The organism is Methylobacterium sp. CM6246, assembly GCF_054818005.1.
In genome coordinates this window covers 602,501-628,995 of the sequence record NZ_JBTXKY010000001.1, presented here as the reverse complement: position 1 = coordinate 628,995, position 26,495 = coordinate 602,501, and the positions used below count along the sequence as shown (strand labels likewise).

Here is a 26,495-nt window from a genome sequence, read left to right as displayed (position 1 = left end):
GAGTCGAACCGGTCTCCACTTCGTCGGAGAACGCTCGAGGCCGCCGCGTCAGGCGCCGCCGCGGCCCGACGCGATGGCGCAGCTATGGTCCATCACGTCCTCCGCGCTGGCGCTCGGCGCCCGGTAGGCCAGGAGCAGAAAACCCGGCTCGGGATCGCCCGGCGGCGTGGCGAGTGCCGCGAAGCTCGTCCGGTGCAGGTCCGGCCGGGGACCCGGCAGGGTGCGCAGGGCCGCGAACGGGTTGAAGCGCTCGGCCTCGGCTTCCGGCACCCGCATCGCGTGGTAGCGGTCCCCGGCGAGCGGCACCGGGAAGCGAGTCCAGGTCCCGCGGATCTGGCGGCCATGCGCCTTCACGGCGGCCAGCACGCTGGGCTTCAGGCAGTCGAGGTGGATGTGGAGCTGGTCCTGGCTCCGCCCCCGGGCCGAATTGACCGCCAGCCCCACGGCCTCGGGCGGCAGCTTGCCCTTGAGGGCGTCCGACACGAACGGGCGCGCGGCCAGCGCCGCCCGCCAATAGGCGGCACCCCGCTTCCCGCGCAGGACCGGGGCCTCCAGGCCGGCGGTGGTGTCGGTTGGCATCACCACGATGTGGGTCGGCTCGCCGGGCGCGCGCAGAACCGCCGTGCCGGGGCGGTCCTTGTCGCCGAGATCCACCGAGAGGCACGGGAAGGTCCGGTCGGCGAGCCGCTTGGCGAGCACGCAGGTCTTCAGCGCGGCCCACAGGACGTCCCGGCTGGGATCGGGCGCCGCCGCGGCCGGCATCGCGAGCACGACGAGGAGGGCGGTGATCGGCGCACGGCGCATGGAACATCCCAGTGACGGCGCACCTCCGGGGCTGCCCGGTTCGCCGCGCTTGCGATAACCGATCCGGGACTGCGCCGGCAAAGCGTCCGACGCCCCAATGGGAGCCCGTGATGCCGACTGCGCTCACCCCGGAGATCGGCGCCCGCTTCGCCGCCGTCGCCCTCGGCCATCTCACCCGCGAATATCCCAACTCGCCCGGGCACGTCCTGGCGGGCCCGGAGGACGCGCGCACGCCCGCCGCGCTGCATCCGGTCTTCCACGGCAGCTACGATTGGCATTCCTGCGTCCACGGCACCTGGCTGCTGGCCCGGGTGCTGCGGCTGTTCCCGGACGGCGCGCAGGCCGGGGCGATCCGCGCGCATCTCGATGCCCAGCTAGTGCCCGAGAAGGTCGCCGGGGAATGCGCGTATTTCGCCGCGCCGGCCGCCCGGGGGGTCGAGCGGCCCTACGGCTGGGCCTGGCTCCTGAAGCTCGCCGACGCGCTGTCCCGCCTGCCCGAGCGCCGCTGGGCCGAGGCCCTGGCGCCGCTCACCGGCCTGATCGCGCAGCGCGTCCGGGACTTCCTGCCGATCGCCCCCTATCCGGTGCGGGTCGGCACACATTTCAACACAGCCTTCGCGCTGCGGCTGGCGGCCGACTACGCCGACGGGGCGCAGGACGCGGCCCTGTCCGGTCTGCTGCGAGCCACCGCCGAGCGCTGGTACGGGGCCGACGTGGATTGCCCCGCCTGGGGCGAACCGGGGGGCGACGACTTTCTGTCATCGGCGCTGATCGAGGCGGAATGCCTGCGCCGCCTCCTGCCGCCGGAGCGGTTCCGGCCCTGGTTCGACCGGTTCCTGCCGGACCTCGCCGCGGGGCGGCCCGCGACCCTGTTCCGGCCCGCCCGCGTGACCGACCGCAGCGACGGCAAGATCGCCCATCTCGACGGGCTGAACCTCAGCCGCGCCTGGTGCTTCCGGTCGCTCGCCGCCGCCCTGGGCGGGGACGATCCCCGCCGCCCGCGGCTCCAGGCCGCCGCGGAGGCGCATCTGGAGGCCGGCCTCCCGCACGTGACCGGCGACTACATGGGCGAGCACTGGCTCGCGTCCTTCGCGCTGCTGGCACTGGACACCGAGACGCAATCCGGCCAGCTCGCGGCTTAGGGCACCTGCCGCCGCAGCGGATGCCGGTTCGGCGTCCGCGAGCGTGCTGAATCATGGACCGAGAGCCGCTCCCCTCGGCGAGGCGATCGGAAACGGCTGCAAAGATGAGAGGTTTTTGAGAACCTTTTGCCGCAGGCGGCGTTGTTCCTCGCCGGCTGCACGCGCGACGCACAAAAAAGGACCGCCCCCGAAAGAGCGGTCCGAAGTCTTGGGAGGAAACGCCCACGAGGGGCAGCAGCGCGGCGACGCCATCGCCGTGCTGCATCGCGTCAACCGGAGAGCGGGGACCTTGTTCCCCGCCCGTCCCGGCGCTGGGTCGCCTCGTGGAGCACCTGGGCGAGCTGCTCGGCCGAATAGGGCTTCCGCACCAGCGTGAATCCGTGCGCGTCGTCGGTGGCCAGGACGTGGCTGTAGCCCGAGGTCAGGACCACCGGCAGCTCCGGGCGGGTGACCTGTAGGGCCCGGGCGAGGGCGACGCCGCCCATCCCGGGCATGACCACGTCCGAGAACACCGCATCGAAGCGATCCGGCGTCCGCTGCAGCTCGGCGAGGGCCTCCTCGGCGGATTTCGCCCAGATCGGCGCGTGGCCGAGATCCTCCAGGATCTGGGTGCAGAAGCGCCCGACCCCGAGATTGTCCTCCACGACGAGGATGCACAGGCTCCGCTGCGGCTCCGGCTCGCGGCGGTCGTCGCGGCCCGGATCGGCCACCTCCACGGGGGCGTCGACCTGCGGCAGGTACAGGGTGAAGCGCGTGCCGCTCCCGGGCAGGCTCGCCACGTCGATATCGCCGCCCGACTGCTTGGCGAATCCGATGACCTGGCTGAGCCCCAGCCCGGTCCCCTTGCCGATCTCCTTGGTGGTGAAGAACGGCTCGAAGATCCGGCCGAGATCCGGTGCCGGAATGCCGGTGCCGGTATCGACCACCATCACGGCCACGAACGGTCCCCGGGCGCCGGCATGGCCGCGGATCGGCGGCATCGGGCGGCCGCTCTCGAGGTGCAGGGTCAGGCTGCCTTCCCCGTCCATCGCGTCGCGGGCATTCACCGCCATGTTGATCAGCGCGGTCTCGAACTGGCTCTCGTCCGCCCGCACGAAGCAGGGCGTGCCCGGCAGCTCGGTCTCCACGCGGATGCGCGCGCCCGTGACCGAATCGAGCATGTCGGAGATGCTGCGCAGCCGGGCGCAGATGTCGAACACCTGGGGCTTGAGCGCCTGGCGCCGGGCGAAGGCCAGGAGCTGCCCGGTGAGCTTGGCCGCCCGGTCGACCGTGTCCGAGACCGCGTCGAGGTAGCGGCGCCTGCGCTCCTCGGCGAGTTCCGGCCGGCGCAGGAACTCGACCGACGAGCGGATGATGGTCAGCAGGTTGTTGAAGTCGTGGGCGACGCCGCCGGTAAGCTGGCCGATCGCCTCCAGCTTCTGCGATTGCCGCAAGGCTTCCTCGGCCTGGCGCTGCTCCGTGATGTCGCGCCCGAAGCCGTAGAACAGCCCGTCCTCCGGGACGACGGTCCAGAGCACCCGCCGCCGGTCGCCGTCGCGGGTCGTGCAGGCCAGTTCCACATCCTCCACCCGCTGGTCCTCGCAGAGGGGCTTCAGCGCCTCGCGCGCCGCCTCGCGGTCCGTGAGGGCGATGAAATCCAGGGCGGTCCGGCCCAGCGTCTCGTCCTCGGACCAGCCGAGCGCCCGGCTCCAGGACGGATTGACCGACTGGACCTGCCCGTCCTTGTCCGAGACGATCTTCAGGACCGGCGACAGGGTCCAGACCCGGTCGCGGTCCCGGGTCTGGGCGGCGACCTGCGCCTCCAGGCGCTCGGCGCGGGACTGCAGCAGCGCCTCGTCCCGGTGCCGGGCCATCGCGGCGGCCCGGGCCTCCAGCAGGTCCATGAGGGTCCGGGCGAGGGCCTCGAGGACGAAGACCTGCGGCCCGGTCAGGCTGCGCGGTTCGCGGTCGAGGACGCTGAGCGTGCCGATCGGCCAGCCGTCCGGGGTCACGAGCCGGACGCCGGCGAAGAAGCGCAGGCCCGGTTCGCCCGCGATCGGCCCGCAATCCGTCAGCACCAGCGCGCCGTCCCGGCTCAGGGTCTCGAGGCCGAGGCCGGTCTCGATGGGCCGGTCCGGCGCGTCGTGGCCGAACGCGGCCTTGGTCCAGTGCCGGTCGGCATCCGCGAAGGTGATCCGCGCCATCGTGGTGCCGCAGGACGCAGCCGCGATCTGCGCGATCTCGTCGAAGGCGGGCTCGGGCGCGGTGTCGAGGATGGCATAGCCGCGCAGAGCCGCGAGGCGCTGGGGATGATGGCGTTCGAAGCCGGACGGGCAGGACATGGTCTCGTTCCGCGACACGGCTGCGTCATATCCCACGGCAACGACCCTCCCAAATCGGATCGATCAACCACAGCTTGACGGCTTGGTGAGCCGGCCCTTCCTACAACGCGTAGCTTCGGGTTTGAGGCAGGTCCGACCGATGCAGATCGCCGCGTCGCCGGGTGCTGGGCGCCGTGGCCGCGGACCGATGGTTTGCGATGCGCAGTATCGTCGCACGGCGTATCGATGGCGGAGGCAGCGAGTTGCTTCGTCAGATCATCGCACCGAAAGATGGTTCCCTCCCTTCTGAACACGATGTCGCGAAGCTTAAAAGACCTGGCGCGCCGCCCCGGCGATCGGGTGCGGGACGACGCGCTGGGCTCGTCATGACCGGAGCAGGTGTGGACCTCAGACTCAACGATATCGCCTGGGGCACGCGCGGCGATCCGGTTGCGGCGGCCCGCGCGGTCGCGGCCGATGCGGCGCGTCGGGCGGGACGCCACGACCACGACGGCGGCTTTCCGGCCGAGGATGTCGCGGAACTCGCCCGGGTGGGGCTGCTGGCCGCGCCGGTGCCCCATCGCGCGGGCGGCGCCGGTCTCGGCGAGGAGCCGGACGGGGCGATTCTCCAGGCCGTGCTCACCCATGTCGGGTCCGGCAGCCTCGCGCTGGGGCGCGTGTACGAGGGCCATGTCAACGCGGTGCAGCTCGTCGCCCGCTATGCCGACGGCGAGGCGCGCAGCGCCTTGCTGGCCGATGCCGTCCAGGGCCATCTGTTCGGGGTCTGGAACACCGAGCCGCCGGGCGAAGGCCTCAAGATCGACGCCACCGGAGGCGCCCCGACCTTGCGGGGCGTGAAGACCTTCGCGTCGGGGGCGGGGTTCGTGACCCGCGCCCTCGTGACCGCGCAGCCCGACGCGCCCGGGTCGCAGATGATCGTCGTCGCCCTCGAGCCCGGCGAGCGGGCGGATCTGTCGGCTTGGCGCGCGCAGGGGATGCGGGCCTCGGCGACCGGCACCGTGGATTTCACCGGGCTCGGCGCCGACCGCTTCACGCCCGTGGGCGCGCCCGACGACTATCAGGTGCAGCCGCATTTCTCGGGGGGGGCCTGGCGCTTCCTCGCGGTGCAGCTCGGCGGCCTGGAGGCGCTGCTCGACGCGTGGCGCGGCCATCTCGTCGCCACCGGCCGCGGCGAGGACCCGCACCAGCTCGCCCGCCTCGGCGAGGGCGTGATCGCGGCCGAGACCGCGCGCCTCTGGGTGGCGCGGGCCGCCGCGATCGTGGGCGAGGAGGGCGATCCGGACGGGATCATCGCCTACGTGAACCTCGCCCGCCTCGCGGTGGAACGCGCCGGGCTCGACCTGCTGGAACGGGCGCAGCGCTCGGTCGGGCTGCAGGGCTTCCTGCGCGACCACCCGCTGGAGCGCTTGACCCGGGATCTCGCGACCTACCTGCGCCAGCCCGGCCCCGACCGGGCGCTGACCGAGGGCGCCCGCCACGTGCTGCGCGACGCGCGGGCGAGTGGCGACCTCTGGTCGGGCGAGGCCTGAACCCGGAACGCCCGGATTCGAGACGCAAGCGTTTTCAAATGCGGCATCGCGTCTGTGAATCCGGGGCCGGCAGCCGGGAGCCCTCACGGCCAGCCAGCGTTTGCAGCATCCGGGACAGGTTCGGATCAGCATGGCCAAGCGCAGGACGAAGACGGTCGCCCACCAGGAGACCGAGGACGCGCCGCTGATGCCCACGGGGGCGCTGGCGGTGGCACTGCTGGATCTGGCCGAGGACGCGGCCCCGCTGGTCCACGTGGCCCGGGATGCCCGGCGGCTGGAGGAGCTGGCCGCGACGCTCAAGGCCCTCGATCCCGACATCCGGGTCGCCGTCTACCCGGAATGGGATTGCCTGCCGCTCGACCACGCCTCGCCGTCGCGGGCCACGATGGGCGCCCGGGCTGCCGTGATGCGCTGGCTGACCGACCGCGACGCCCTGCCGGACTTCGTGCTGACCACGGCTCCGGCACTGATCCAGCGGGTGCCTCCGCCGGAGACCTGGGCCGACGCCCGGGTGACGTTCCGGGTCGGCGACCCACTCGACGTCGCCGCCGTGATGGCCGGCCTCAAGCGCCTCGGCTACATCCTCGACGAGCGGGTCGACGAGCCCGGCGAGATCGCCGTCCGGGGTCGCACCGTCGAGGTGTTTCCGGCGGCCGCCCCGCGGCCCTGCCGGATCGAGCACGCGGACGGGCGCGTCACCGCGATCCGCTCCTACGATCCGATCTCGCAGCGCTCCGTCGCCGAAGTCGCGGATCTGGTGATCGACCCGGCCACCGAGATCGTCCTCGCCCCGGATTCCGGCCAGAGCTTCGAGCCCTTCACCGGGCAGGAGCACCGCCTGGAACGCTACTATCCGCGTCTCGTCACCCTGCTCGATTACGTGCCGGGGGCCCGCCTGGTCGTCGAGGACGGGACGCAGGCCCGGGTCGACGCCTTCTACGAGCAGATGGAGGAAGCCGGCGCCCGCCGGGCGCCCCGCGGCGGCCGCGCCGAGGGCGGCGACGGTCTCTACCTCGCGCCGAAGGCGTGGCGGGCCGTCGTGGCCGAGCTGACCCGGGCGGTGGCCACCGACGCGGCGGGTGAGCCGCTCGGGGTCCCGGTCTTCGCCCGGGAGCGGCGGCCCGAGGCGGCCTTCGCCAAGGCGATGCGCGAGCGGCTGAAGGCGGGCGACGTCGTCGTGCTGGCGGGCTCGCGCCAGCCGCTCCGGCGCCTCGTGCGCCAGGCCGGCAAGATCGCCGAGCGCCCGGTCCGGCTGATCGACGGCTGGTCCGACCTCTCCGACGCGGCGCCGGGCGACATTCTCGCCCTGGAGGCGCCGATCGGCGCCGGTTTCAAGGTCCAGGGGCGGGGCGCGACGGTGTTCGCCGCCGCCGACCTGTTCGGGCCGGACGCCGCGGTGTCCGGCACCGCCCGGGCGATCCTGCCGATGGGCGAGGTCGACCTGCGCCCCGGCGACGTCGCGGTCGACCGCGACCACGGCCTGTGCGTGTTCGAGGGGCTGGAGCCCGTGTCGAACCCGCTGGGCGTCGGCGCGGAGGACGAGCCCTCCGAGGCCTTGCGGCTGCGCTTTGCCGGCGACGCGATCCTGATGGTGCCGGTCACCCAGGCCGACCGGATCTGGCGTTACGGCCCGGAGCCCGACGCGGTCACCCTCGACAAGCTCGACGGCGGGACCTGGGCCCGCCGCCGCCTCCAGGCCGAGGCCACCATGGCCCGGACCGCCCGGGTGATGCTGGAGGCCGCCCGCGCCCGCCGGGATACCGAGGGCCCCGTCCTGGCGCCGCCGTCCCGCGACATGGAGCGCTTCGCCGCCGGCTTCGGCTTCGCCCCGACCCCCGATCAGGCCGCCGCGGTGGACGCGCTGATGGCCGACCTCGCCTCCGGGCGTCCGATGGATCGGCTGGTCTGCGGCGATGTCGGCTTCGGCAAGACCGAGGTCGCGCTGCGGGCCCTGGCGGCGACGGTTTTTGCCGGCAAACAGGCGGCGCTCATCGCCCCCACTACGGTCCTGGCCCGCCAGCACGTCGAGACCCTGCGCCGCCGGTTCGGACGGTTCGGCATCGAGGTCGCGCAGCTCTCGCGCCTGGTCTCCCCGGCCGAGGCCAAGCGGGTGAAGGCCGGTCTCGCGGACGGTTCGATCCGGCTCGTGGTCGGAACGCAGGCGCTGGCCGCCCGCGGCGTGGGCTTCGCCGATCTCGGCCTGACGGTGATCGACGAGGAGCAGCGTTTCGGCGCCAAGATGAAGGCGGACCTGCGCCGCCTCGCCGAGGGCGGGCACGTGCTGACGCTCACCGCCACCCCGATCCCGCGCACGCTCCAGGCGGCGCTCGTCGGCCTGCAGAGCCTCAGCGTGATCGCCACGCCCCCGGTGATGCGCCAGCCGGTCCGGACCGTGGTGGCGCCCTTCGATGCCGACGCGGTGCGCGAGGCCCTGATCCGCGAGCATCGCCGCGGCGGCCAGAGCTTCGTCGTCTGCCCGCGCATCGAGGATATCGGCCCCATGGCCGAGCGCCTGCGCGGCCTCGTGCCGGGCCTGAACGTGCTGGTGGCGCACGGGGACCTGAAGCCGTCGGCGATGGACGAGGTCATGGTCCGCTTCGCCGACGGGGACGGTGACGTCCTGCTCGCCACCGCCATCGTGGAGAGCGGGCTCGACGTGCCCCGGGCCAACACCATGCTGGTCTGGGAGGCCGCCCGGTTCGGCTTGGCGCAGCTCCACCAGTTGCGCGGCCGGGTCGGCCGCGGCCAGCGGCGCGGGGTCGTCCACCTGCTCAGCGATCCGGCCGCGCCGCCGGCGCCCGCTGCCCTCCAGCGCCTGCGCGCCCTGGAGGCCCTGGACCGGCTGGGTGCCGGCTTCGCGGTCAGCGCCCGCGACCTCGACCTCCGCGGGGCCGGCGATCTCGTCGGCGAGGATCAGGCCGGCCACGCCAAGCTCGTCGGGCTCGGCCTCTATCAGCACCTGCTGCAGCTGGCGCTGACCGCCGCCAAGGGTGAGCCGGCCGAGGATTGGAGCCCGGAGATCGAGATCGGGCTGCCGAGCCGGATCCCGGCGGATTACGTGCCCGAGCCCGAGATCCGCCTGAGCCTCTACACCCGGCTGCTGCGCCTGCGCGACGGCGAGGCGATCGAGGCCTTGTCCGGCGAGGTCGAGGATCGCTTCGGCGCAGCCCCGGCGCCGGTCCTGGCCCTGTTCACCCTGGCGCGGCTGCGCGCCGCCTGTTGCGGGCTGGGCGTGGCCCGGCTCAGCGGCGGTCCCCAGGGTGTCGCGGCCGACATCCGGTCCGACCGGCCATTGCCGCCGATGCCGGCCGAGGACGGGATCATCCTGCGCCAGGGCCGCGTGGTCTGGCGGCACGCCTGTGCCGACGCGCAGGCGCGGGCCGCGTTGGCGGCCGACCTCCTCGACCGCATCCGGGCCGCCCGGGAGCGGGCCGCTTGAGCCTGGTCCACGCCCGGGCTGCGCTCACGCGTTTGTGAGGGCTGCCCGGACCGGACCGGTACAATCGTATCAGTGACAGCAGGGCTGCCGGTGCCCATCTGCGGCGGGCTACACTCCGACCGAGCGCCCCGTGCCACCCGGTGGTGCGCCGGCCCGGTCGGGTCCCGACGTTGTACCGGGGTCTCTTGCCCTTTCGTCTCCGGTACGGCCGCACGGCCGGGCGCCCATGACCCCGTGCAAGGCGGGTGCCCGGCCTGTCGTCCGCCGATGTCCGGCGGGGCAATCGGCGTGATCCGGAGTTGACCGGCGCCGTCCGGTCGGGCCTTCTCGCGCAGAACGGGAGGCGCCCCGAGTCCGCTGGAATTTCTCCGCGACTCTGCGCCGGCCCGGGCCGATCAAGGGAGGCACCATGCACGTCACGATTGAGCAGGCCGAGCGGGCAATCGCCGCGGCGCGGGCGAAGGCGAAGGAGCTGGACACCCAGATGTGCATCGCGGTGGTCGATTCCGGCGGCAACCTGAAGGCGTTCCATCGCATGGACGACGCCTGGGTCGGCTCGATCGACATCGCCCACAAGAAGGCCAAGACCTCGGTGTTCTTCGGCATGATGACCGGCCAGATCGGCCAGCTGTCCCAGCCGGGCGGTCCGCTCTACGGCATCGAGCATTCCAACGACGGGCTGATCACCTTCCCGGGTGGGATCCCGATCGTCGATGCTGACGGTGTCATGTCGGGCGCGATCGGCGTCAGCGGGTCGACGGTGGAGAACGATCACGCCGTGGCGGAGGCCGGCGCCAAGGCGATCGGCCGGACCGAGCTTCCCGCCCATCCCTGGCGCACCTGAACCCGCCCTACGGCTCCCGCTGCGCGAGCGCCCGGCCGATCCCGAGCAGCAGCATGCTCGAGATCAGCCGGAGCTGCGGGTTGCCGTAGCGCTCCAGCGCCGAGTGGACCCGGATGCAGTTGTCGGCGGCCGCCTCCAGGTGCTTGACCTCGATCGGAGGCTTGACCTGGATCGGGTTGCCGTCCCGCCCCGGCGGGGTGCCGCCGTACAGGTCCGTGACGTCGATGTAGGCGCCGCGCCCACGCAGCGCCCCCGTGGTGTCGGGGGCCAGCCGGCCGCGGGTGAGGATCCAGCGGACGTCGCCGGTCTGGCTCAGGACGCGAAACTCCAGCGAGACCGGGCCGCCGGTCCGGCGCACCTTGCGGATCTCGTCGAAGACCCAGCCGCGATCCTCGGGATGGACACGTCCCAGGGCGACGTCGAGCGGCAAAGGCTTGCCGGCAAAGCCCTCGTTCCCGGACAGCAATGCGGCCGCGCCCGCGTCGAGGACCGATCGGCCGGCGGAGACATCCGTATCCCAGGTACCGACGAAACCCGCATCCTGCAGGGCGGAGGCCGCCATGGACGCCAATGCCATTCCATCCCCCAAACCTGGTTGCGGCCCGCCCATCCCCGGGACAGCCGGCAGCCGCGTGCGACACTTGCAACCGACAAGCACTTAGGCAACGGATCGATCCAAATCGTCCATGCCCCGCGCCCTGACATGTCGTCACGGGTCTCCGGCCCCGGCTCGACAGCGGCGGGGATCAAGCCTGAGCGCCTGAAGCTGCATTCGCAGTGCACAAACCCGGCGTAAAGCTTTTCATGGCGCAGTCTGTCCGTCACCGAACGCGCGGGCATTGCTGCGATGAGCGTGCCGACGGCGCGGATACCGTGTCGGCCCAGGACTTTCGATGCGCAGATACATTTTCAGAGCGATACGCCGGGACCCGGACGGGATGCTTGGCCCGGACCTGTACCGGCAGACCTTCGAGGCCGCCGACGACGCGGGCGCGGTGGCGGCGGCCAAGCGGATCGATCTCGATCTGGCCGCGCTCGGCGCCAACGCGGTCTACGTCTCGGCCGCGGACGGACGGGCGATCTGGAGCCTGCACGCCCAGGATTTCCCGGATCCGAGCCTCTGAGGACCGGTCGGCGACGGAGACCGGAGCCGGGGGGATGTCCCCCGACCCTGCTGGTGCCGGGCGGGATCACGGCCTAACGTCGCGGACGCCGGTACGGGGTCGGCCGGGGCGCGCGCGGGACCGCATCGCTATGGATCGCACCAACCTCCCGCTCTCGCAGGACCGCCTCTGGGACAACCTGATGGCGCTCGCCCGGATCGGCGCGCTTCCCAACGGCGGCAACGACCGGCAGACCCTGACCGATCGGGACGCCGAGGGGCGCACCCTGTTCCGGCGCTGGGGCGAGGCGGTCGGGCTGACCCTGACGGTGGACCGGATCGGCAACATGGTCTTCCACCGGCCGGGGCGGGACCCGGGCCGGAAGCCCGTCGCCATCGGCAGCCATCTCGACACCCAGCCCACCGGCGGCAAGTTCGACGGTCCGCTGGGCGTGCTCGCCGGGCTGGAGATCATGCGCGCCCTGCACGAGGCCGGGATCGAGACCGAGGCGCCGCTCCTGCTGATCAACTGGTGCAACGAGGAGGGCTCGCGCTTCGCGCCGCCCATGAGCGGCAGCGGCGTCGCCATGGGGATCGTCTCCGAGGCCGACGTTATGGCGACCCGGGATCTCGCCGGCCACGTGTTCGGTGAAGAGCTGCGCCGGATCGGCTGGCAGGGGGACGCGGATCCGGCGGATCTTCGCGGGCTCGGCGCGTATTTCGAACTGCACATCGAGCAGGGCAAGCGCCTGGAGGATGCCGGCCTCACCATCGGCGTGGTCGACCGGGCGCTCGCCCAGATCTGGTACGAGCTGACCGTGCTGGGCGAGGAGGCCCATGCCGGCAGCCCCATGGCCGGCCGGCGGGACGCCATGATGGCCGCCGCCGCGCTGATCGGCTCGCTCGAGGCGATCGCCCGGGACGCGGTCGGCCCCGAGGGCGAGCGCGGCCGCGCCACCGTGGGGGTCCTGAAAGCCGAGCCCGCGAGCCGCAACATCACCCCGGGCCGGGTCTGGTTCAGCCTCGACACCCGCCACGGCGACTCCGGTCAGCTGGAGGCGATGCGGGAGCGGATTCTGGCCCGGGCCGACGCGCTCGCCGCCGAGCGGGGCGTCGCGATCCGGGTGGAGGAGTTCTGGCGCGCGCCGCTCACCCCGTTCGACCCGGTCCTGGTGGACCGCGTCCAGGCCGCGGCCGAGGCGCGGGGCCATGCCTGGACCCGGATGCCGACCGCGATCTATCACGACGCCGTCTATTGCGCCCGGACGGTGCCGGCGGCCCTGGTGTTCTGCCCGTGCCACGGCGGCATCAGCCACAATGAGGCCGAGAGCATCACGCCGGATTGGGCCCGGGCCGGCATGGAGGTGCTGGCCGACGCCGTGCTGGCCACGGCCGGCATCGCGCGTTCCTGAGGAGGCTGGTTCGGCATGCCCGACGACGACAACGTCATCCGCCCGACCTTCGGCGCGCCTCGCCCCGCACCGCCGGAGCGGACGGAGCCCGAGCCCGATCAGCCGCCGCTACGCCTGTTCGGCGCGGCCGCGGGCCACCGGGTCGGCCTGATCCGCGATCCGGCCGCTCAGGAAGGCGACGTGTTCCGGATCGTGGTCGGCCCGGAGGACGAGCACGCCGTCGAGACGGTGGCGCTGCTGCCGGCCGCCGGCGATGCGGAGGGCGAGGCGGAGCGGATCGGCTTCGCGATCCTGCGGGCGCTGGAGGTGGTCGAGGGCGCGGTCTGAACCGGAAGCCCGCGCGGCGGGACGGTCAGACGACCGGCTTGGGCTTGATGATCGGCGAGCGCGTCAGGCTCTGGATCTCGCGGCCGGGCCGTCCGGCCTTAAGGGCAATCTCCTCTTCCTGCTCGGCGATGATCTGCCGGGCCGGCTCGTCGCCGTCCAGGCCGCCGAGGATCTCGGCCGGCACACGGCGGTTCGAAGCTCGGGAGCCGTCCTCGAAGACGACGTCGAACAGAATGAAGCCCCGTTCCTGGGGTCTCGACTTGATGCGCTTAGCCATAGGTGCTGATACGCCACCGCGATCCCGCGCGGCAGGGGGCACCGGCGCGCAGGGGGTTGCGCCGCGCGCAGCGCCGAACCTGCCCGCGGCCCCGCTCTCGCCGTGATCTTTCGTGCCGACGGTCCCCGACCGACCGCACCGCCAATCGAGGAAACGTCCGTGATACCCTGGGTTCATCTCGACACCGGAGCCGTCCCGGGGGGCGGTACCGACCTGCGCCTGATGCAGCGCGGCGACGAATTCTCGATCCTGGCCGACACCATCGAGCTGATGAACAACCGCCGCAGCGGCTCCGAGGCGGCGCTCGCCGCGATGACCTGCGAGCGGCTGAAGGACCGGCCCCGGCCCCGGATGCTGATCGGCGGCCTCGGCATGGGCTTCACCCTGCGGGCGGCCCTGGAGGGCCTCGGCCCGGATGCGCGGGTCGTGGTCGCCGAGCTGGTGCCGGCCGTGATCGCCTGGGCCCGCGGCCCGCTCGCCCACGTCTTCGCCGATTGCCTGGACGACCCCCGGGTCGACGTGCAGGAAGCCGACGTGAACCGCCTGATCCAGGCGGGGCCGGGCCAGTACGACGCCATCCTGCTCGATGTCGACAACGGCCCGGAAGGGCTGATGCGCCGCTCGAACGACCGGCTCTACGACAATTGGGGCCTCAAGCGGGCCCGCTGGGCGTTGCGGCCGGGCGGCATCCTGGCCGTCTGGTCCGGCGCTCCGGACCGGAAGTTCAAGGCCCGCCTGCAGCGCTCCGGCTTCGCGGTCGAGGAGGCCCGGGTCCATGCCAGCGGCCGCGGCAGTGGGCCCAAGCACGTGGTCTGGCTCGGCACCCGCACCGACGCCCCGGCCGAGCCGTCCCGGTCCGAGGCCGGTCGCGAGAAGATGGCCCGGTAAGAGTCCGGCTGCCGCCCACGGTCGCACCCCCTGGGCCGGCGCAGGGGAGTTCGCACATGCGAGGCATGGGTGCGAATGGCGGGCATCTCTACACGGTTGAGGTCAGGCCGAGCCGGCACGACCCGGGCCGTTTCACGTGGGCGATCCGGGACCGCGGCAAGCTGGTTCGGGGATCGTACCGCCCGCACGCCTCCGAGGGTGTGGCCCGCGCAGTCGCCCTGGCCGAGGTCGAGCGGCTGATCGGGCACGACGAGCCTCAGAACGACGGCTGATCAGCGTCTCGTCATGATCTGAGTGCATGCTTGTGGATCGGTCGGGTGTCGCTCATGCATAAGCAAACGGCTCCCGGTCGGTTGCATGCCGCAATGCGGTAGCCTATCTGTGCAGTGCGGGATGGCGATGGCGTCGCGATCCCGCTGCCCTTCTTGGGCGTTTCCTCCCTAGACTTCGGGCCGCTCCTTCGGGAGTGGCCTTTTTTTCTGTCCTGTATCCTCTTTTTCAGTCCCGTCCCCGTGGCGGCGGACAGCGATCCGGACTTTGAAGCTCCGGCCGGAGGTTTCGGCCAAGCGGAACCATGACCTTGGCTGTTCGTTTTGCCGTCATGGAACACTATAGATCCACCCTTGCGACGACTGCGATCGCCGTATTCGGCTTGGTCGTGGCGGCCCATACTCTTCATCCGGGCAATTACGAGGCGCAGCAGCGCCCGGTCCGGACTGTCGCAGCGCAGGCTGCTCCATCGGGTTGGGCGGATCCGCCGGCCCGGCTGGCCAGCCCCGGCAAGTCCGACCTCCCCGCAGCGGAGAACGGTCGTGCGCCCGCCCCCGACCTGCTGGCGCCGCGATTGGCCGCCGCATTGCCGCCGGGTGCCATCGCGGCTCCGGCGCTGCCGAGCGAGATGGTCGCCCCCGCCGAAAAAGCTCGGAAGACGGTGGTGGCACACCGGTCGAAGGTGGCGGATCGCAGCCCCCGCCGGACGGCCCGCCTGCGCAACGCCGGCCTGGCCCGCACGGCAGCCGTCGAGCCGATGACCGCACCATCGGCGCCCGCGCCGGCGCCCAGGAAAATCGATCCGATCGGCGATCTGATCCGCGGCCTCGGCCTTGGCCGCGAGGGCTGACCGCCCCGCGCCCTACTGGACGTGGATGGTCAGCTTCATCTTCGGGTGGATGCCGCACTGGATGACGAAATCCCCCGCTTCCGCCAGGACCAGCCGGGTCTCGGTGCCGGGTTCCTGATCGCCCGCATCGAACGAGAACCGGTCCGCCTCGATGAAGGCGTGGTGTGTCTGGCTGGAATCCTCGTTGCGCAGGGTGATCGTATCGCCGCGCCGCAGGAACAGGTCGGTCGGCACGTAATGGCGTCCCTTCTGCAGCACGACGCGGGTCGTGCTCGACAGCATCGCCCAGGCCGCGGGCGGTGCGGCGCACAGACCCGCCAGAACCAGCGTTCCGACGAGGAGCAAGGGCCGGAGGCGCCGGTTGCGAAGGGGCATGTTGGGTGTCCGCTGGGTACTGGATACGCCCGGGCAGGGGATTGAGGCGGGATCGACCGCCGAGCGGCCCGGGCTGCCGCGAAGCGCCATGGTGCGCCGAGGTCCTGAACACCCCGCTAAGCCAGACCGTAAGATTGTCCCGATCGTTCAGTCAATAAGGCGCCGATATTTAGTCTCTACAAGTCTTGATTGTATTGATCGCTAGAGTGCGTCTCCCCAGCATCTGGACCGCAGGCCGTCAGCGCCTCGCGTACATGGTCCCGGAAGACCTGGACCCGTGCCGGCAGGTCGCGCCCGGCCAGCGTCACGGCGCGCAGGACCCCGCCGCGGCTGGCCCAGGGGGCCAGCACGCGCACGAGCTGGCCCGCCGCGACAGCCCGGGCGGCCACGAGGCTCGGGATATGGCCGATCCCGGCCCCTGCCAGGGTCAGGCGGTGGACGGTCGCGAAGTCGCTGACCCGGATGGCCGGGCTCATGACGACCTGCTCGGACTGGCCGCGCCCATCGGTGAGGGGCAGGGCCCCCGAGCCCAGCCGCTCCCGGGACAGGATCAGGTCGTGGCCGTGCAGCCCGGCCAGGTCGGCCGGCGCGGGGCGGCGCAGCAGGTAGGCGGGCGCGGCGTAGAGGCCGACCGCCAGGGTCGCCAGGACGACCGCCCGGTAGCCGGTCTCCTCCGCGCCGCCCAGCCGCAGGGCGAGGTCGATCCGGTTGGCCGCCAGGTCGAGGCGGGCATCGGTGTTCAGCATCTCGACCGTGATCTGCGGATAGGCCGCCCGGAAGCTCGCGACGATCTCGGGCATCACCTCGATCCCGAAATCGATGGAGGTGGTCATCCGCAGGTGCCCGGCCGGCACCGTCCGGGCGTCGCGGGCGGTCTCGGCGGCCTCGTCGAGCAGGGCCAGGCTCTCGTGGGCCTTGGCGTAGAACGCCAGGCCCTCCGCGGTGGGCGAGACCGCCCGGGAGGTTCGGGCCATCAGCCGGGTGCCGAGCGCCCGTTCCAGCCGGGAGAGGCGACGGCTGACGCTGCCCTTGGTTTCCCGCAGGCTCGCGGCCGCGGCCGTGACGGTGCCGAGATCGACGACCGTGCAGAAGGCGCGCACGTCGTCGAGTCCGCCCTGGAAGGTTTCCGTTCTCGCAACCATGGGGTTCCGGATAGCAGGCTCAACCGCGGCCGTGAACGGGTCTACAGCGCTGCTGCGGCGCACCGAATCGCGCATGATCGTCGCCTGTAGGAGACACCCTTGAAGTCGATTCTCGCCTCCGGCCTTCTAGCCGTCCTGGTCGCCACCCCGGTCCTGGTCGCCACTCCGGTCCTGGTCGCCACCCCGGTCCTGGCCCAGACCCCGCCGACCCGTGACCCGGCCCAGATCCAGGCCGGCACCTACGCGGTCGATCCCAACCACACCCAGGTCGGCTGGCGGGTCTCCCATATGGGCTTCTCGAACTATGCCGGCGGCTTCTCGGACGTGTCCGGGACCCTCGATCTGCAGCCCAAGAACCCGGCGGCCGCGAAGCTGTCGATCAAGATCCCGGTCGCCTCGGTGACCACGACCAGCGCCAAGCTCACGGACGAGCTGAAGGGCGACCAGTGGCTCGACGCGGGCAAGTTCCCCGAGATGACCTTCGTGTCCACCAAGGTCACGCCCGAGGGCAAGGACAAGGCGAAGGTGGCAGGCAACCTCACGCTGCACGGCGTGACCAAGCCGGTGACGCTGGACGTCACCCTGGTCGGGGCCGGCGTGAACCCGCTGAGCAAGAAGGTCACGGTCGGGTTCGACGCCACCGGCACGGTCAAGCGCTCCGAGTTCGGGGTGAAGACCTACCTGCCGCTCATCGGCGACGACCTGCACCTGACCATCGCGGGCGCCTTCGAGCGTCAGGACTGACCCGGACCGACGGGACGGGAGGATGGCGATGGCATGGGTCGCATCGGCGCGGCGCTACTCCGCGGTGGCCATCCTGCTGCACTGGGCGAGCGCGCTGGGCGTGCTCGCCCTGATCGGCATGGGCCTGACCATGACGCATGCCGGGCTGGCGCCGATGCGCCTGTTCCCGCTCTACCAGTGGCACAAGTCGGTCGGGATCACCGTGCTGGTCCTGACCGGCCTGCGCCTCGCCTGGCGGCTGTTCCACCGGCCGCCCCCGCACCCGGCGGGCATGCCGGCCCGCGAGCGCCGGGCGGCGGGAGCGGCCCATGCCATCCTGTACGGGCTCCTGATCGGGCTGCCGCTCACCGGCTGGGCGGTGGTCTCGCTCTCGCCGTTCAACATCCCGACGGTGCTGTACGGGCTCGTACCCTGGCCGCACCTGCCGCTGGCCCCGCTGCTGACCGACCCGGCGGGGGCGGAGGGGGCCGTCAAGCTGCTGCACGCCTACGGGGCGTGGTTCCTGACGGCGTTGCTCGTGCTGCACGTGGCGGCCGCGCTGCGCCACCATCTCATCCTGCGGGACGGCGTACTGGCACGGATGCTGCCGGGCCGCGCCGCCGCGCTGCCTCCCGAAACCCTGGACTCGACCCGATGACGCTGCGTCTCGCGTGCCTCGCCCTGTGCCTGTCGGCCGCCCTCCCGGGGGCCGTGCGGCCGGCCGCCTCCGCCGAGTGGGCGGTGGATCCGGCCAAGAGTGCGATCCGGTTCTCGGGGGTGCAGGTCGGGACCCCGTTCTCGGGACGCTTCGAGCGCTTCGACGCCCGGGTGGCGTTCGACCCTGCCAAGCCCGAGGCCGGCCGCGCCACAGTGCTGGTCGATCTCGGCAGCGCCCGGACCGGCGATGCCCAGCGCGACGCGGCTCTGCCGCAGAGGGACTGGTTCGACGTGACCAGCGCCAGCCACGCGCGCTTCGAGGCCACCCGCTTCGTCGACAAGGGCCGGGGCGACTACGAGGCGGTCGGCGACCTGACCATCCGGGGCATGACGCGTCCGCTGACTCTGCCTTTCCACCTGGCGCTCGAAGGGGACCAAGCGCATGCGACCGGGCATGCCGGCCTCGTCCGCACCGATTTCGGCGTCGGCCAGGGCGCCTGGGCCTCCGGACAATGGGTCGCCCTCGCCGTCGGGGTCGATATCGAGCTGGTCGCCACGGCAAAGCCCGCCGCTGGGGCCGACGGGCACTGACCGGTCCCGTCGCTGCCTACGTCCCCGGCTGGTCCTCGGAACCGGTGCCCAGCGCCCGCTGCACCATCACGCTGTCCGACCAGCGGCCGTATTTGAAGCCCACCGCCTTCAGGTAGCCGACCTGGACGAAGCCGCAGGTCTCGTGAAGGCGGAGGGACGCGGCGTTCTGCGCGTCGATGTAGCCGATCATCTGGCGGTAGCCGCCGGCCGCGCAGGCCTCGATCAGGGCCGGCAGGAGGCGGCGCCCGATCCCGGCATGGAGGTGGTCGGGATGCACGTAGATCGAGTGCTTGAGCGTGTAGCGATAAGCCGGACGCTTCCGGAACGGCACCGCGTAGGCGTAGCCCGCCACCTGGCCGCCGCGCTCGGCGACGAGGTGGGGCAGGCGCTTCTTGCGCATGGTCTTGCGCCGGCGCTTCAGGTCGTCGGGCAGCAGGCGCGCTTCGTCGTCGAATTCGGCGACGTTGCCGACGCCCTTGCCGATATGGTGCTCGTAGATCGCCACCATCGCCTCGACATCCGCGTCCGAGGAGGCGCGGATGATGATGTCCGGGCTCGGCCGCGCCGGGATCGGGGCGCCCTCTTCGGGCTCGATCTCCATCAGGCGCCGTCCCGCACGACGTAGGTGTGGAAGCGGATCCGCCCGTCCGGCTCGACCTCGCGGTAGACCCCCTGGATCTCGGCCTCGAAGCCGGGGAACAGGTTGGCCGAGGCCTCGAACATCTTGAAATAGTCGAGCATCGGCTTGGCCCTGTCGTCCAGGCGCTCGCCCGGCAGGACGGTGCCGATGCCCGGCGGGTAGACCAGCATCAGGGTCGAGGCGATGCGCCCCTCGGCCTCGGCGATCGGCACGTAATCGACCTTGTTGCGGGTCAGCATCTGGGCGGCGCGCTTGGGCGGCATCACCATCTCGGGCAGGTGTTCGGGGGCGAATTGCCGACGCTGGAGCATGGAGGTGTTGGCCTCCCGGTGGAAGGCGTGGAACTCGGCGCAGAGGTCGCGCAGGCGCACGCCCCGGTAGCGGTTGGGCCGGCGGTTGACGAATTCCGGCATCGCATCCTCGAGCGGCACGTTGTCGTCGTGGTGCCGCTTGAACGCGACGAGGCCGGAGATCAGGGTTCCGGCCTTGGACGACTCGACGCCCGGCGTCAGCAGGAAGAGCAGCGAGTTCAGGTCGTTCTTCTCGGCCACGATCCGGTTCTCGCGCAGGTACTGCGCGACGATCGGGGCCGGCACGCCGTGGTCGGCATAGGCCCCGGTCCGTCGGTCGAAGCCCGGGGTGAGCACCGTGAGCTTGTTCGGGTCGGTGATCGCGTAGCCCGGCGCCACATGGGTGAACCCGTGCCAGCGGGCACCGGGCTTCAGTTCCCAGTGCCGCGGGTCGGCGGCGAGCTCGTCGGTGGGCACCTTCTCCCACGGCACCTCGGCCCCGTCGGCGTTGGTGGTCACGTCCGGCACGAACGGGTCGAAGAACCAGCGCCGCAGTGGATCGGCCTCGTTCTCCTCGAACTCCCGACGGATCGCCCGGACCTTCTTGCGCCATTCGATCCCGAGCCGGATCGTGTCGTCCCACAGGATCATGCCCGAGCGGCCCTTCATCATCTGGGCGCCGACATCGAGGGAGGCGAAGAGCGGGTAGAACGGCGAGGTCGAGGCGTGGACCAGGAAGCTCTCGTTGAGGCGCTTGTGCTCCACGCGCCGGGTCTGGCCGCGGATATGGCCGTCGCGGGTGTGGATCTGCGAGGCCTGTGAGAAGCTCGCCAGCTGCTTGTGGGTCGATTGCGTGGCGACGATGCCCGGCGAAGTCTCGTCGAGGCCGGTGAGTCCCATGGCGAAGCGGCGCGCGAAGAGCGGGTGGAACTTCATGAAGCCCGCCCAGGCCTCGTCGAACAGGATGTAGTCGCAGAGGTGGCCGATCCGCTCCAGGATCTCCTGCGCGTCGTAGATCGTGCCGTCATAGGTGCATTGCTCGATCACCGCGACCCGGAACGGCCGCTCCCGGCGCCAGGCCTCAGGGTCGGTGACCAGCGGGTTGGCGCGGATCTTTTCCCGGATCCGGGTCTCGTCCAGGGCCTCGTGATAGATCGGACCGATCAAGCCGAAGGCGTTCCGGTCCGTCTCCAGGAAGATCGGGATGCCGCCGCCCAGGAACAGGGCGCCGTGATGGGCCGCCTTGTGGTTGTTGCGGTCGAACAGAACGAGGTCGTCCTCGGCCACCAGCGAGGACAGGACGATCTTGTTGGAGGCCGAGGTGCCGTTGAGGACGAAGTAGGTCTTCTCCGCCCCGAAGATCTTGGCGGCCTCCTTCTGGGCCTTGAGCGCGGGCCCTTCGTGGGTCAGCAGGTCGCCGAGGTCGAGCACCGAATTGTCGAGGTCGTCGCGAAAGATCGCCTCGCCGAGGTGCTCCACGAAGATCCGGCCGATGGGTGAGCGGTTGTAGAAGATGCCGCCGTTGTGCCCCGGGCAGGTCCAGAGCTGGTTGCCCTTCTCGGCATAGTCCACGAGCGCGCCGAAGAACGGCGTCTTCAGGGTCTCGGCATATTGCGTCACCCGGCTGACCAGGCCGCGGGCGATGAATTCCGGCGTCTCTTCCGCCAGGAAGATGTAGCCGTCGATGAAGTCCAGGAGCTCGACCGGGATGTCCTCCAGCCGCTTGCGGCGGACCATGATGACGATCGGCATCTCCAGGCCGCGCTTGCGCATCATGTCAATGAGCGCGGCGGCCTTGCCGTCGAGACCGCGCTTGCCCCAGTCGACCACCATGCAGCCGATGGCGGCATCGGTCTGCACGGCGATCGCCGCGTCCTCGACCCGCCGGGCCCGCACCACCTCGAAGCCGCGATTCTCCACCGCCGCCACGATCTGGGCGACGCGCGCGCCCTCCAGGTCGTCCGGATCGAAGGCGGGGGCGCACATCAGAACCGTGAAGCGACGGTGGAAATCCATAGGGCCTCTCAAAGCCTCGTAAGCAGCGAGTGGCTTTCTGGCCCATCTGCGACGTTTGCATGACGGTGAGGCGGATCGCGGCTGAAACCGGACGGAATCGGCGAACTCAGGCGCCGATCGCGCTACCGATCACCTGGGCCATCGGCCTGATGGCGATCCCCAGGGCGGCCAGGTCGGACCGCACCCGCGCGGCCATCGCGACCGCGCCCGGTGTGTCGCCGTGGACGCAGATGCTGTCGATTCGGGCCGGGATGCGTCGCCCGGACAGGCACGTGATGGCGCGGTCCTCAATCATCCGCACCACGCGCTCCGCCGCCTCGGCCGGATCGTGCAGGACCGCGCCCGGGTGCGTGCGCGAGACCAGGTTGCCGGTCTCGGCGTAAGCCCGGTCGGCGTAGATCTCGCGCGCCAGCGGCAAACCGAGCCGCTCGCCGGCCCGCTCGGTCTCGAGGCCGGGCATGACCACGAAGATCAGGTCGCGGTCCAGCGTCCGGATCGCCCGGGCCACCGCCAGGGCGAGATCCGCGTCCGCGTTGGCGATGTTGCCCAGCGCCCCGTGGGTCTTCACGTGCCGCACCGGGCAGCCGGCATCCTGGGCCAGCGCCAGGAGGGCGCCGACCTGATAGAGCACGACCTTCTCGACATCGGCCGGGCGCTCGCCGTGGATCGGGCGCCGGCCGAAGCCCCAGAGATCGAGGAAGCCCGGATGCGCCCCGGCCTGGACCCCGGCGCGGGCGGCGAGCGTCAGGGTCTCGTGCATGACCAGCGGGTCGCCGGCGTGGAACCCGCAGGCGATGTTGGCCGAACTGGCGATCGCCAGCATCCCGGCATCGTCGCCGAGGCGGTAGACGCCGAAACCCTCGCCCATGTCGCAGTTCAGGTCGACGATCATCGAGGTCCCTCGCGTGCGCAGCGGTTGCGCGCATTCAAGGGTCGGACCAGTTGCCCGCCGCCGCCTCCGAGGCGGGAGCCACCTCTCTACTGAAGCGGGTACCGGCTCAGGATGTCCTCGGTCCGCTGGACGGTCTTGTCGTACCTGCAGGCATACAGCGCCCCGGTGGTGCCGCTGCCGTTGTTCCACTCGCTGAAAGTGAGATCGCCGCAATCGGCGTCCCGGAAGGCGATCCAGGCGCGCTGGGCCGCCGTGAACTGGGCCTTCCAGGTCGCCTTGGCGTCCAGCGGGCGGTCGTCCTGTTCGATGACCGACAGGGCCTTCTTGTAGGCGGCGTTGAGCTTCGCGTCGGCCGCCTCGAGGGCCTTGTGCAGGCAGGTTTGGGTCTCTGGCGTCGAGGTCGCGGCCCGGCACAGCTTGGCCGAAGGCTGGTCGGCCCGGGCGCTCGCGAAGGGGAGCACGCAGGTGCAGAGCGCGGCGAGGGCAAGGATCCCGGACGAGCCGGCCACGGTGAAGGGATTCGAGGGCATCGCGGTCTCCCCGGAGGCGAATCACGCCGGCGCGGATGCGCGGCCGGACCGCGGAACGCTGGCCGGAAAGGCATGAACACTTCTTTTTCATGCGGAACGCCCGGGCTGCCGGACTGGGCACGGCTCGATCTCGGCCTGCACCACGCCACGGTGCTCGACGGTCGCCGGACGACGTTCCGGGCCAATGTGCTGAACGCCACCGGGACGCGGTACTGGACCGGGGTCGCTGCATTCGACACCGTCTTCCAGGGCGGCCCGCGCACCTCCCTGCTGTCGATGTCGGTCGACCTGTAGGCATCCGAGGGCGCGACCTCCTGCCCCGGCGGCGATGTTTCACGGGAAACACTGTCTTAAGTCTGCCGGCCCGAACCTGTGGCCCGGATGCCGTCGCCTTCCCGTGCGTCGCGCGCTAGCACGGCCGGGCATGACGGCATCGAACACGACATCCACTTGGCGTGACCAGAAGAACGCCAAGGCCCAGGCCCGACTGGAGCGGGCCCTGCCCGCGATCTTCCCGCCGCCAATCCTGCACCATGCGCTGACGCGGCCGCTGATCCCGCCGACTCCGCGCCTGGCGGTGGAGAGCTACTGGCGCAACCACATCCTGCGGGCCGACCGGCTGGCCCGGGCCCTGGCCGCGCGCTCGGGGACGCCGGAGGGCTGGACCTGGCAGCTCGGCGAGGGCGGCGCCGGCGGCCGCCCGGCGAGCTTCCGGATCCCGCCCGCCCCGTTCCGCGAGCCGGCCTTCGCCCGCGGCCGCGGCGCCTGCTGCATCTGCGGCCAGCCGGTCTACCGGTTCGGCTGGCACCGCGACCTCTGGGGGCAGGGCGTGCCCAACGGTAAGGCCGCCTGGCACACCGCCTGTGTCGCCGCCTGGAAGTTCTGGATCGCGCCGCACGAGCAGGTCCGCGTCCTGAAGCGCCATCAGGGGCATCGCTGCAAGGCCTCCGGTAAGCGGCTGCTGCGCACCGCGGAGGTGGACCACGCCGTGCCGCTCTACCGGGTCTGGCGCGAGCACCGCGACGCGCCCTGGCCGGAGCTGCTCGGCTACTGGGGCGCGCCGAACCTGCAGGTCGTCAACCGGACCGCCCACGTCCTGAAATGCCGGGACGAGGCGGCCGAGCGCTCGCAGACCCTGCGCCTCTCCCGGTACCGGGTCGTCGAGGACGAGTCCGGGTTCAGCGTGATCGAGGAGGAGTGAGCCGCCGGCTCAGCCGCGCGTCACCGCCTCCAGGCCGTGGGACAGGTCGGCCAGCAGGTCGTCCACGGCTTCCAGGCCGATCGAGAGGCGCAGCAGCCCGTCGGTGATGCCCGCGATGGCACGCGCCTCGGGATCCATCGCCGCATGCGTCATGGTCGGCGGGTGCGCGATCAGGCTCTCGACCCCACCCAGCGATTCGGCCAGCGTGAACACCCGCAGGGTGTCCACCAGGGTCTTCACCGCAGCGCGGCCATCGACGAGCTCGAAACTCAGCATGGCGCCGAACCCGGCCTGCTGCGCCTTGGCGATGGCGTGGCCCGGGTGGGACGCCAAGCCCGGGTAATGGACACGGCTCACGGCCGGATGCGCATCCAGGAAGGCCGCGAGCTGGGCGGCGTTCTGTTGCTGGCGCTCCACCCGGACGAACAGGGTGCGGATGCCGCGCAGGGTCAGGTAGGCGTCGAGCGGCGAGCCGGTGACCCCGATCGTGTTCGCCCAGGCCGCGAGGTCGTCGCCGACCGAGGCCTCGGCGGCGATCACGGCCCCGCCGATCACGTCCGAATGGCCGTTGAGGAACTTGGTCGTGGAGTGGACGACGAGATCCGCCCCGAGGGCGATCGGCCGCTGCAGCGCCGGCGACAGGAAGGTGTTGTCGACCACGGCCAGGGCGCCGACCGCCTTGGCCGCATGGGTGACGCGGCGGACATCCACGACCCGCATCAGCGGATTGCTCGGGGTCTCGATCAGCACGACCTTGGGTGTCTGAGCCAGCGCTGCGGCCAGGGCGTCCGGGTCGGTCTGGTCGACGAACAGCACCCGGTACTGCCCGCGGGCGGCGCGGAGGCTGAGCAGCCGGTGCGTCCCGCCGTAGCAATCATGCGGCGCGACCAGCAGGTCGCCGGGACACAGGCTCGACAGGGCGAGATCGATGGCCGCCATGCCGCTCGACACCATGACGGCCCTGGCGCCGCCTTCGAGCTTGGCGATGGTGTCGGCGAGCTGGTCGCGGGTGGGGTTGCCGAGCCGCGAGTAATCGTAGGGCCCGGGTTGCTCGAAGGCGGGAAACTTGAAGGTCGTCGAGAGGTGGATCGGCGCGATCACGGCGCCGAAGGACGTATCCTGGGCCACCCCGTTGGTCGCCGCGATCGTGCGGGCATCGAGTCCCTCTGGCATCGGCTTGTCTTTCCTGCGCCGAAATTCGGACCGGCGCGCATGGCCGGCGGGTCGTCAGCGCGTTCTTTATGCCGAACGGAATAGGCTTTCAAGAGAACGAGCCGCGCGCCACCCGAGCGAACATATCCGGGGCCGGGCAGGAGGCCGCTCCGTCTCCGGCGCGTCTCCGGTTTGCCGATACCCGGTGGCGCGGAGCCGTGGCGCCGTCACGGCAGGAATTCCAGCCGGGACAGCAGCCGGTTGCCGCCCACGGCTTCGCCGACGGCCACGCTGCAGGTCATGCCCGCCGCGAGCGTCACCCCCGGCGGCACCGCGTCGATATGGATCCGGACGGGAATGCGTTGCGCCAGCCGCACCCAGGGGAAGACCGGGTTGACGGTCGGCAGGCCGAGATGGTCGCGGCTCTCGTTGGCATCGGCAATGCCGTGCCCGATGCTCTCCACGTGCCCGGAGAGGGGCGGCTCGAAACCCATCAGGCGGATCTCGGCGCGCGCGCCGATCGCGATCCGGGACAGCTTGGTCTCCTCGAAATACGCGTTGATCCAGAATCCCTCCGCATCGATCACCGAGACGCGGGTCGTGCCGGTCGTCGCATAATCTCCCGGCCGCAGCCGGAGGTTGGTGACGTAGCCGTCCACAGGTGCCCTGATCGTGGTGCGGTCGAGGTTGACCTCGGCGACCTGGGCGGCGGCGACCGCGGCGTCGTGATCCGCACGCGCGATCGCCGCCATACCGTTGGCCTGCTCGACCGCTTCGGAGGCCACGACACCCGGGCTCAGCTGGTTGCGCCGGCGTGCCGCTGCGGTTTTCAGCGCCGCGTCCTCGCGCCAGGCCAGGACCACGGCTTGTGCGCTGTCGAGCGCCAGCCGGAAGCGGTGCGGATCGATGACGTAGAGGATGTCGCCCCGATGGACGAACTGGTTGTCGACGGCGCGCACGTCGACGACCGTACCCGAGACCTCGGGGGTGACCCGCACCATCTCGGCGCTGACTCGCCCGTCGCGCGTCCAGGGCGCGAGCATGTAGGTACGCCACAGCGCGGCGAGCAGCAGCACCGTCG

General features: G+C 71.6%; 27 protein-coding genes (1 of these 27 cut by a window edge). 15 read left to right on the top strand and 12 right to left on the bottom strand.

Features of this window, described 5'->3' with window-relative positions; genetic code table 11:
• Positions 1-48: 48 nt before the first annotated feature.
• Positions 49-804, bottom strand: coding sequence for a CDP-diacylglycerol diphosphatase (locus ACYQPG_RS03210; RefSeq protein ID WP_147909219.1), 756 nt, complete (start codon positions 802-804; stop codon positions 49-51).
• 110 nt (positions 805-914) lie between these two features.
• On the opposite strand from ACYQPG_RS03210, the gene ACYQPG_RS03205 reads away from it, so the two are divergent.
• The gene (locus ACYQPG_RS03205) at positions 915-1,946 is read left to right on the top strand and encodes a DUF2891 domain-containing protein (protein WP_461230236.1); all 1,032 of its coding nucleotides are present in this window, start codon (positions 915-917) and stop codon (positions 1,944-1,946) included.
• Positions 1,947-2,215: 269 nt separating this feature from the next.
• Here the strand turns inward: ACYQPG_RS03205 and ACYQPG_RS03200 are convergent, their stop codons facing one another.
• Positions 2,216-4,267 carry a hybrid sensor histidine kinase/response regulator gene (locus tag ACYQPG_RS03200; RefSeq protein ID WP_461230235.1) on the bottom strand — a complete coding sequence of 684 codons (2,052 nt, stop codon included), beginning with the start codon at positions 4,265-4,267 and terminating at the stop codon, positions 2,216-2,218.
• 380 nt (positions 4,268-4,647) lie between these two features.
• Here ACYQPG_RS03200 and ACYQPG_RS03195 point away from each other — a divergent pair, with 380 nt between their 5' ends.
• The 3 genes from ACYQPG_RS03195 (at position 4,648) to ACYQPG_RS03185 (ending at position 10,079) form a co-directional block, all read left to right on the top strand.
• Entirely contained in the window at positions 4,648-5,796 is a 1,149-nt protein-coding gene (locus ACYQPG_RS03195) for an acyl-CoA dehydrogenase family protein (protein ID WP_461230234.1), read from the top strand.
• A 130-nt stretch (positions 5,797-5,926) separates the two neighbouring features.
• A complete protein-coding gene (locus ACYQPG_RS03190) occupies positions 5,927-9,235 on the top strand; it encodes a DEAD/DEAH box helicase (protein ID WP_461230233.1) in 3,309 nt (1,102 codons plus the stop codon).
• Between the two features lie 409 nt (positions 9,236-9,644).
• Positions 9,645-10,079 (top strand): GlcG/HbpS family heme-binding protein, encoded by a 435-nt coding sequence (locus ACYQPG_RS03185; protein ID WP_147856263.1) that lies wholly within the window; start codon positions 9,645-9,647, stop codon positions 10,077-10,079.
• A gap of 7 nt (positions 10,080-10,086) precedes the next feature.
• Here ACYQPG_RS03185 and ACYQPG_RS03180 read toward each other — a convergent pair whose 3' ends face one another.
• Positions 10,087-10,641 (bottom strand): PAS domain-containing protein, encoded by a 555-nt coding sequence (locus ACYQPG_RS03180; RefSeq protein WP_461230232.1) that lies wholly within the window; start codon positions 10,639-10,641, stop codon positions 10,087-10,089.
• 376 nt (positions 10,642-11,017) lie between these two features.
• Between ACYQPG_RS03180 and ACYQPG_RS03175 the strand changes: the two genes are divergently transcribed.
• The 3 genes from ACYQPG_RS03175 (at position 11,018) to ACYQPG_RS03165 (ending at position 12,920) form a co-directional block, all read left to right on the top strand.
• On the top strand, positions 11,018-11,203 hold the full coding sequence (locus ACYQPG_RS03175) for a hypothetical protein (RefSeq protein WP_147856265.1): 186 nt from the start codon (positions 11,018-11,020) through the stop codon (positions 11,201-11,203).
• A gap of 130 nt (positions 11,204-11,333) precedes the next feature.
• Complete coding sequence (locus ACYQPG_RS03170) at positions 11,334-12,593, top strand: allantoate amidohydrolase (protein ID WP_461230231.1); 1,260 nt, start codon at positions 11,334-11,336, stop codon at positions 12,591-12,593.
• A gap of 15 nt (positions 12,594-12,608) precedes the next feature.
• Positions 12,609-12,920, top strand: coding sequence for a hypothetical protein (locus ACYQPG_RS03165; protein WP_147909223.1), 312 nt, complete (start codon positions 12,609-12,611; stop codon positions 12,918-12,920).
• 25 nt (positions 12,921-12,945) lie between these two features.
• Here the strand turns inward: ACYQPG_RS03165 and ACYQPG_RS03160 are convergent, their stop codons facing one another.
• On the bottom strand, positions 12,946-13,197 hold the full coding sequence (locus ACYQPG_RS03160; RefSeq protein WP_147856268.1) for a hypothetical protein: 252 nt from the start codon (positions 13,195-13,197) through the stop codon (positions 12,946-12,948).
• Between the two features lie 159 nt (positions 13,198-13,356).
• Here ACYQPG_RS03160 and ACYQPG_RS03155 point away from each other — a divergent pair, with 159 nt between their 5' ends.
• The 3 genes from ACYQPG_RS03155 to ACYQPG_RS03145 all read left to right on the top strand — a co-directional run bounded on the left by ACYQPG_RS03155 (position 13,357) and on the right by ACYQPG_RS03145 (position 15,205).
• A complete protein-coding gene (locus ACYQPG_RS03155) occupies positions 13,357-14,085 on the top strand; it encodes a spermidine synthase (protein WP_461230230.1) in 729 nt (242 codons plus the stop codon).
• Between the two features lie 56 nt (positions 14,086-14,141).
• A complete protein-coding gene (locus tag ACYQPG_RS03150; protein WP_378995658.1) occupies positions 14,142-14,357 on the top strand; it encodes a hypothetical protein in 216 nt (71 codons plus the stop codon).
• A 329-nt stretch (positions 14,358-14,686) separates the two neighbouring features.
• Positions 14,687-15,205, top strand: coding sequence for a hypothetical protein (locus ACYQPG_RS03145; RefSeq protein WP_461230228.1), 519 nt, complete (start codon positions 14,687-14,689; stop codon positions 15,203-15,205).
• Positions 15,206-15,217: 12 nt separating this feature from the next.
• Here ACYQPG_RS03145 and ACYQPG_RS03140 read toward each other — a convergent pair whose 3' ends face one another.
• Together ACYQPG_RS03140 and ACYQPG_RS03135 are read right to left on the bottom strand one after the other, a co-directional pair.
• Positions 15,218-15,580: a cupredoxin domain-containing protein gene (locus ACYQPG_RS03140; RefSeq protein WP_147909226.1), complete on the bottom strand. Its 363-nt coding sequence runs from the start codon at positions 15,578-15,580 to the stop codon at positions 15,218-15,220.
• Between the two features lie 176 nt (positions 15,581-15,756).
• Complete coding sequence (locus ACYQPG_RS03135) at positions 15,757-16,722, bottom strand: LysR family transcriptional regulator (protein WP_147940410.1); 966 nt, start codon at positions 16,720-16,722, stop codon at positions 15,757-15,759.
• 99 nt (positions 16,723-16,821) lie between these two features.
• On the opposite strand from ACYQPG_RS03135, the gene ACYQPG_RS03130 reads away from it, so the two are divergent.
• The 3 genes from ACYQPG_RS03130 to ACYQPG_RS03120 are packed head-to-tail and all read left to right on the top strand — an operon-like array spanning position 16,822 to position 18,693.
• Positions 16,822-17,466 (top strand): YceI family protein, encoded by a 645-nt coding sequence (locus ACYQPG_RS03130; RefSeq protein WP_187193483.1) that lies wholly within the window; start codon positions 16,822-16,824, stop codon positions 17,464-17,466.
• A gap of 28 nt (positions 17,467-17,494) precedes the next feature.
• The gene (locus ACYQPG_RS03125; protein ID WP_147909228.1) at positions 17,495-18,103 is read left to right on the top strand and encodes a cytochrome b; all 609 of its coding nucleotides are present in this window, start codon (positions 17,495-17,497) and stop codon (positions 18,101-18,103) included.
• Positions 18,100-18,693, top strand: a complete 594-nt coding sequence (locus ACYQPG_RS03120) for a YceI family protein (RefSeq protein WP_461230227.1) — start codon at positions 18,100-18,102, stop codon at positions 18,691-18,693. The genes ACYQPG_RS03125 and ACYQPG_RS03120 overlap by 4 nt, the downstream gene beginning before the upstream one ends.
• Before the next feature lie 16 nt (positions 18,694-18,709).
• On the opposite strand, the gene ACYQPG_RS03115 is transcribed toward ACYQPG_RS03120, so the two are convergent.
• The 4 genes from ACYQPG_RS03115 to ACYQPG_RS03100 form a co-directional block, all read right to left on the bottom strand.
• Positions 18,710-19,294 carry a GNAT family N-acetyltransferase gene (locus tag ACYQPG_RS03115; protein WP_147909230.1) on the bottom strand — a complete coding sequence of 195 codons (585 nt, stop codon included), beginning with the start codon at positions 19,292-19,294 and terminating at the stop codon, positions 18,710-18,712.
• Positions 19,294-21,639, bottom strand: a complete 2,346-nt coding sequence (locus ACYQPG_RS03110; RefSeq protein WP_147909231.1) for an Orn/Lys/Arg family decarboxylase — start codon at positions 21,637-21,639, stop codon at positions 19,294-19,296. Before ACYQPG_RS03110 ends, ACYQPG_RS03115 begins: the two co-directional genes overlap by 1 nt.
• 106 nt (positions 21,640-21,745) lie before the next feature.
• Entirely contained in the window at positions 21,746-22,531 is a 786-nt protein-coding gene (locus tag ACYQPG_RS03105; RefSeq protein ID WP_461230226.1) for a LamB/YcsF family protein, read from the bottom strand.
• 86 nt (positions 22,532-22,617) lie between these two features.
• Complete coding sequence (locus ACYQPG_RS03100; RefSeq protein ID WP_419828676.1) at positions 22,618-23,061, bottom strand: lysozyme inhibitor LprI family protein; 444 nt, start codon at positions 23,059-23,061, stop codon at positions 22,618-22,620.
• A gap of 72 nt (positions 23,062-23,133) precedes the next feature.
• Between ACYQPG_RS03100 and ACYQPG_RS03095 the strand changes: the two genes are divergently transcribed.
• Positions 23,134-23,355, top strand: a complete 222-nt coding sequence (locus ACYQPG_RS03095) for a ferric siderophore receptor protein (RefSeq protein ID WP_419828675.1) — start codon at positions 23,134-23,136, stop codon at positions 23,353-23,355.
• A 130-nt stretch (positions 23,356-23,485) separates the two neighbouring features.
• A complete protein-coding gene (locus ACYQPG_RS03090; protein ID WP_419828674.1) occupies positions 23,486-24,262 on the top strand; it encodes a hypothetical protein in 777 nt (258 codons plus the stop codon).
• A gap of 9 nt (positions 24,263-24,271) precedes the next feature.
• Here ACYQPG_RS03090 and metB read toward each other — a convergent pair whose 3' ends face one another.
• The gene (metB, locus tag ACYQPG_RS03085) at positions 24,272-25,435 is read right to left on the bottom strand and encodes a cystathionine gamma-synthase (RefSeq protein WP_461230225.1); all 1,164 of its coding nucleotides are present in this window, start codon (positions 25,433-25,435) and stop codon (positions 24,272-24,274) included.
• A gap of 206 nt (positions 25,436-25,641) precedes the next feature.
• Positions 25,642-26,495, bottom strand: partial view of an efflux RND transporter periplasmic adaptor subunit gene (locus ACYQPG_RS03080; RefSeq protein ID WP_461230224.1) — the 3' portion only. 64 nt of this gene lie beyond the right edge of the window; 854 of the gene's 918 nt are visible here — the last part of the coding sequence; the start codon falls outside the window, past its right edge; it ends in the stop codon at positions 25,642-25,644.

Bases quoted from the DNA above. Each gene is read 5' to 3' on its own strand.
- ACYQPG_RS03210 (WP_147909219.1), bottom strand. From the start codon at position 804: ATGCGCCGTGCGCCGATCACCGCCCTCCTCGTCGTGCTCGCGATGCCG.
- ACYQPG_RS03205 (WP_461230236.1), top strand. From the start codon at position 915: ATGCCGACTGCGCTCACCCCGGAGATCGGCGCCCGCTTCGCCGCCGTC.
- ACYQPG_RS03200 (WP_461230235.1), bottom strand. From the start codon at position 4,267: ATGTCCTGCCCGTCCGGCTTCGAACGCCATCATCCCCAGCGCCTCGCG.
- ACYQPG_RS03190 (WP_461230233.1), top strand. From the start codon at position 5,927: ATGGCCAAGCGCAGGACGAAGACGGTCGCCCACCAGGAGACCGAGGAC.
- ACYQPG_RS03185 (WP_147856263.1), top strand. From the start codon at position 9,645: ATGCACGTCACGATTGAGCAGGCCGAGCGGGCAATCGCCGCGGCGCGG.
- ACYQPG_RS03180 (WP_461230232.1), bottom strand. From the start codon at position 10,641: ATGGCGGCCTCCGCCCTGCAGGATGCGGGTTTCGTCGGTACCTGGGAT.
- ACYQPG_RS03175 (WP_147856265.1), top strand. From the start codon at position 11,018: ATGCTTGGCCCGGACCTGTACCGGCAGACCTTCGAGGCCGCCGACGAC.
- ACYQPG_RS03170 (WP_461230231.1), top strand. From the start codon at position 11,334: ATGGATCGCACCAACCTCCCGCTCTCGCAGGACCGCCTCTGGGACAAC.
- ACYQPG_RS03165 (WP_147909223.1), top strand. From the start codon at position 12,609: ATGCCCGACGACGACAACGTCATCCGCCCGACCTTCGGCGCGCCTCGC.
- ACYQPG_RS03160 (WP_147856268.1), bottom strand. From the start codon at position 13,197: ATGGCTAAGCGCATCAAGTCGAGACCCCAGGAACGGGGCTTCATTCTG.
- ACYQPG_RS03150 (WP_378995658.1), top strand. From the start codon at position 14,142: ATGCGAGGCATGGGTGCGAATGGCGGGCATCTCTACACGGTTGAGGTC.
- ACYQPG_RS03145 (WP_461230228.1), top strand. From the start codon at position 14,687: ATGGAACACTATAGATCCACCCTTGCGACGACTGCGATCGCCGTATTC.
- ACYQPG_RS03140 (WP_147909226.1), bottom strand. From the start codon at position 15,580: ATGCCCCTTCGCAACCGGCGCCTCCGGCCCTTGCTCCTCGTCGGAACG.
- ACYQPG_RS03135 (WP_147940410.1), bottom strand. From the start codon at position 16,722: ATGGTTGCGAGAACGGAAACCTTCCAGGGCGGACTCGACGACGTGCGC.
- ACYQPG_RS03125 (WP_147909228.1), top strand. From the start codon at position 17,495: ATGGCATGGGTCGCATCGGCGCGGCGCTACTCCGCGGTGGCCATCCTG.
- ACYQPG_RS03120 (WP_461230227.1), top strand. From the start codon at position 18,100: ATGACGCTGCGTCTCGCGTGCCTCGCCCTGTGCCTGTCGGCCGCCCTC.
- ACYQPG_RS03115 (WP_147909230.1), bottom strand. From the start codon at position 19,294: ATGGAGATCGAGCCCGAAGAGGGCGCCCCGATCCCGGCGCGGCCGAGC.
- ACYQPG_RS03110 (WP_147909231.1), bottom strand. From the start codon at position 21,639: ATGGATTTCCACCGTCGCTTCACGGTTCTGATGTGCGCCCCCGCCTTC.
- ACYQPG_RS03105 (WP_461230226.1), bottom strand. From the start codon at position 22,531: ATGATCGTCGACCTGAACTGCGACATGGGCGAGGGTTTCGGCGTCTAC.
- ACYQPG_RS03100 (WP_419828676.1), bottom strand. From the start codon at position 23,061: ATGCCCTCGAATCCCTTCACCGTGGCCGGCTCGTCCGGGATCCTTGCC.
- ACYQPG_RS03095 (WP_419828675.1), top strand. From the start codon at position 23,134: ATGAACACTTCTTTTTCATGCGGAACGCCCGGGCTGCCGGACTGGGCA.
- ACYQPG_RS03090 (WP_419828674.1), top strand. From the start codon at position 23,486: ATGACGGCATCGAACACGACATCCACTTGGCGTGACCAGAAGAACGCC.
- metB (WP_461230225.1), bottom strand. From the start codon at position 25,435: ATGCCAGAGGGACTCGATGCCCGCACGATCGCGGCGACCAACGGGGTG.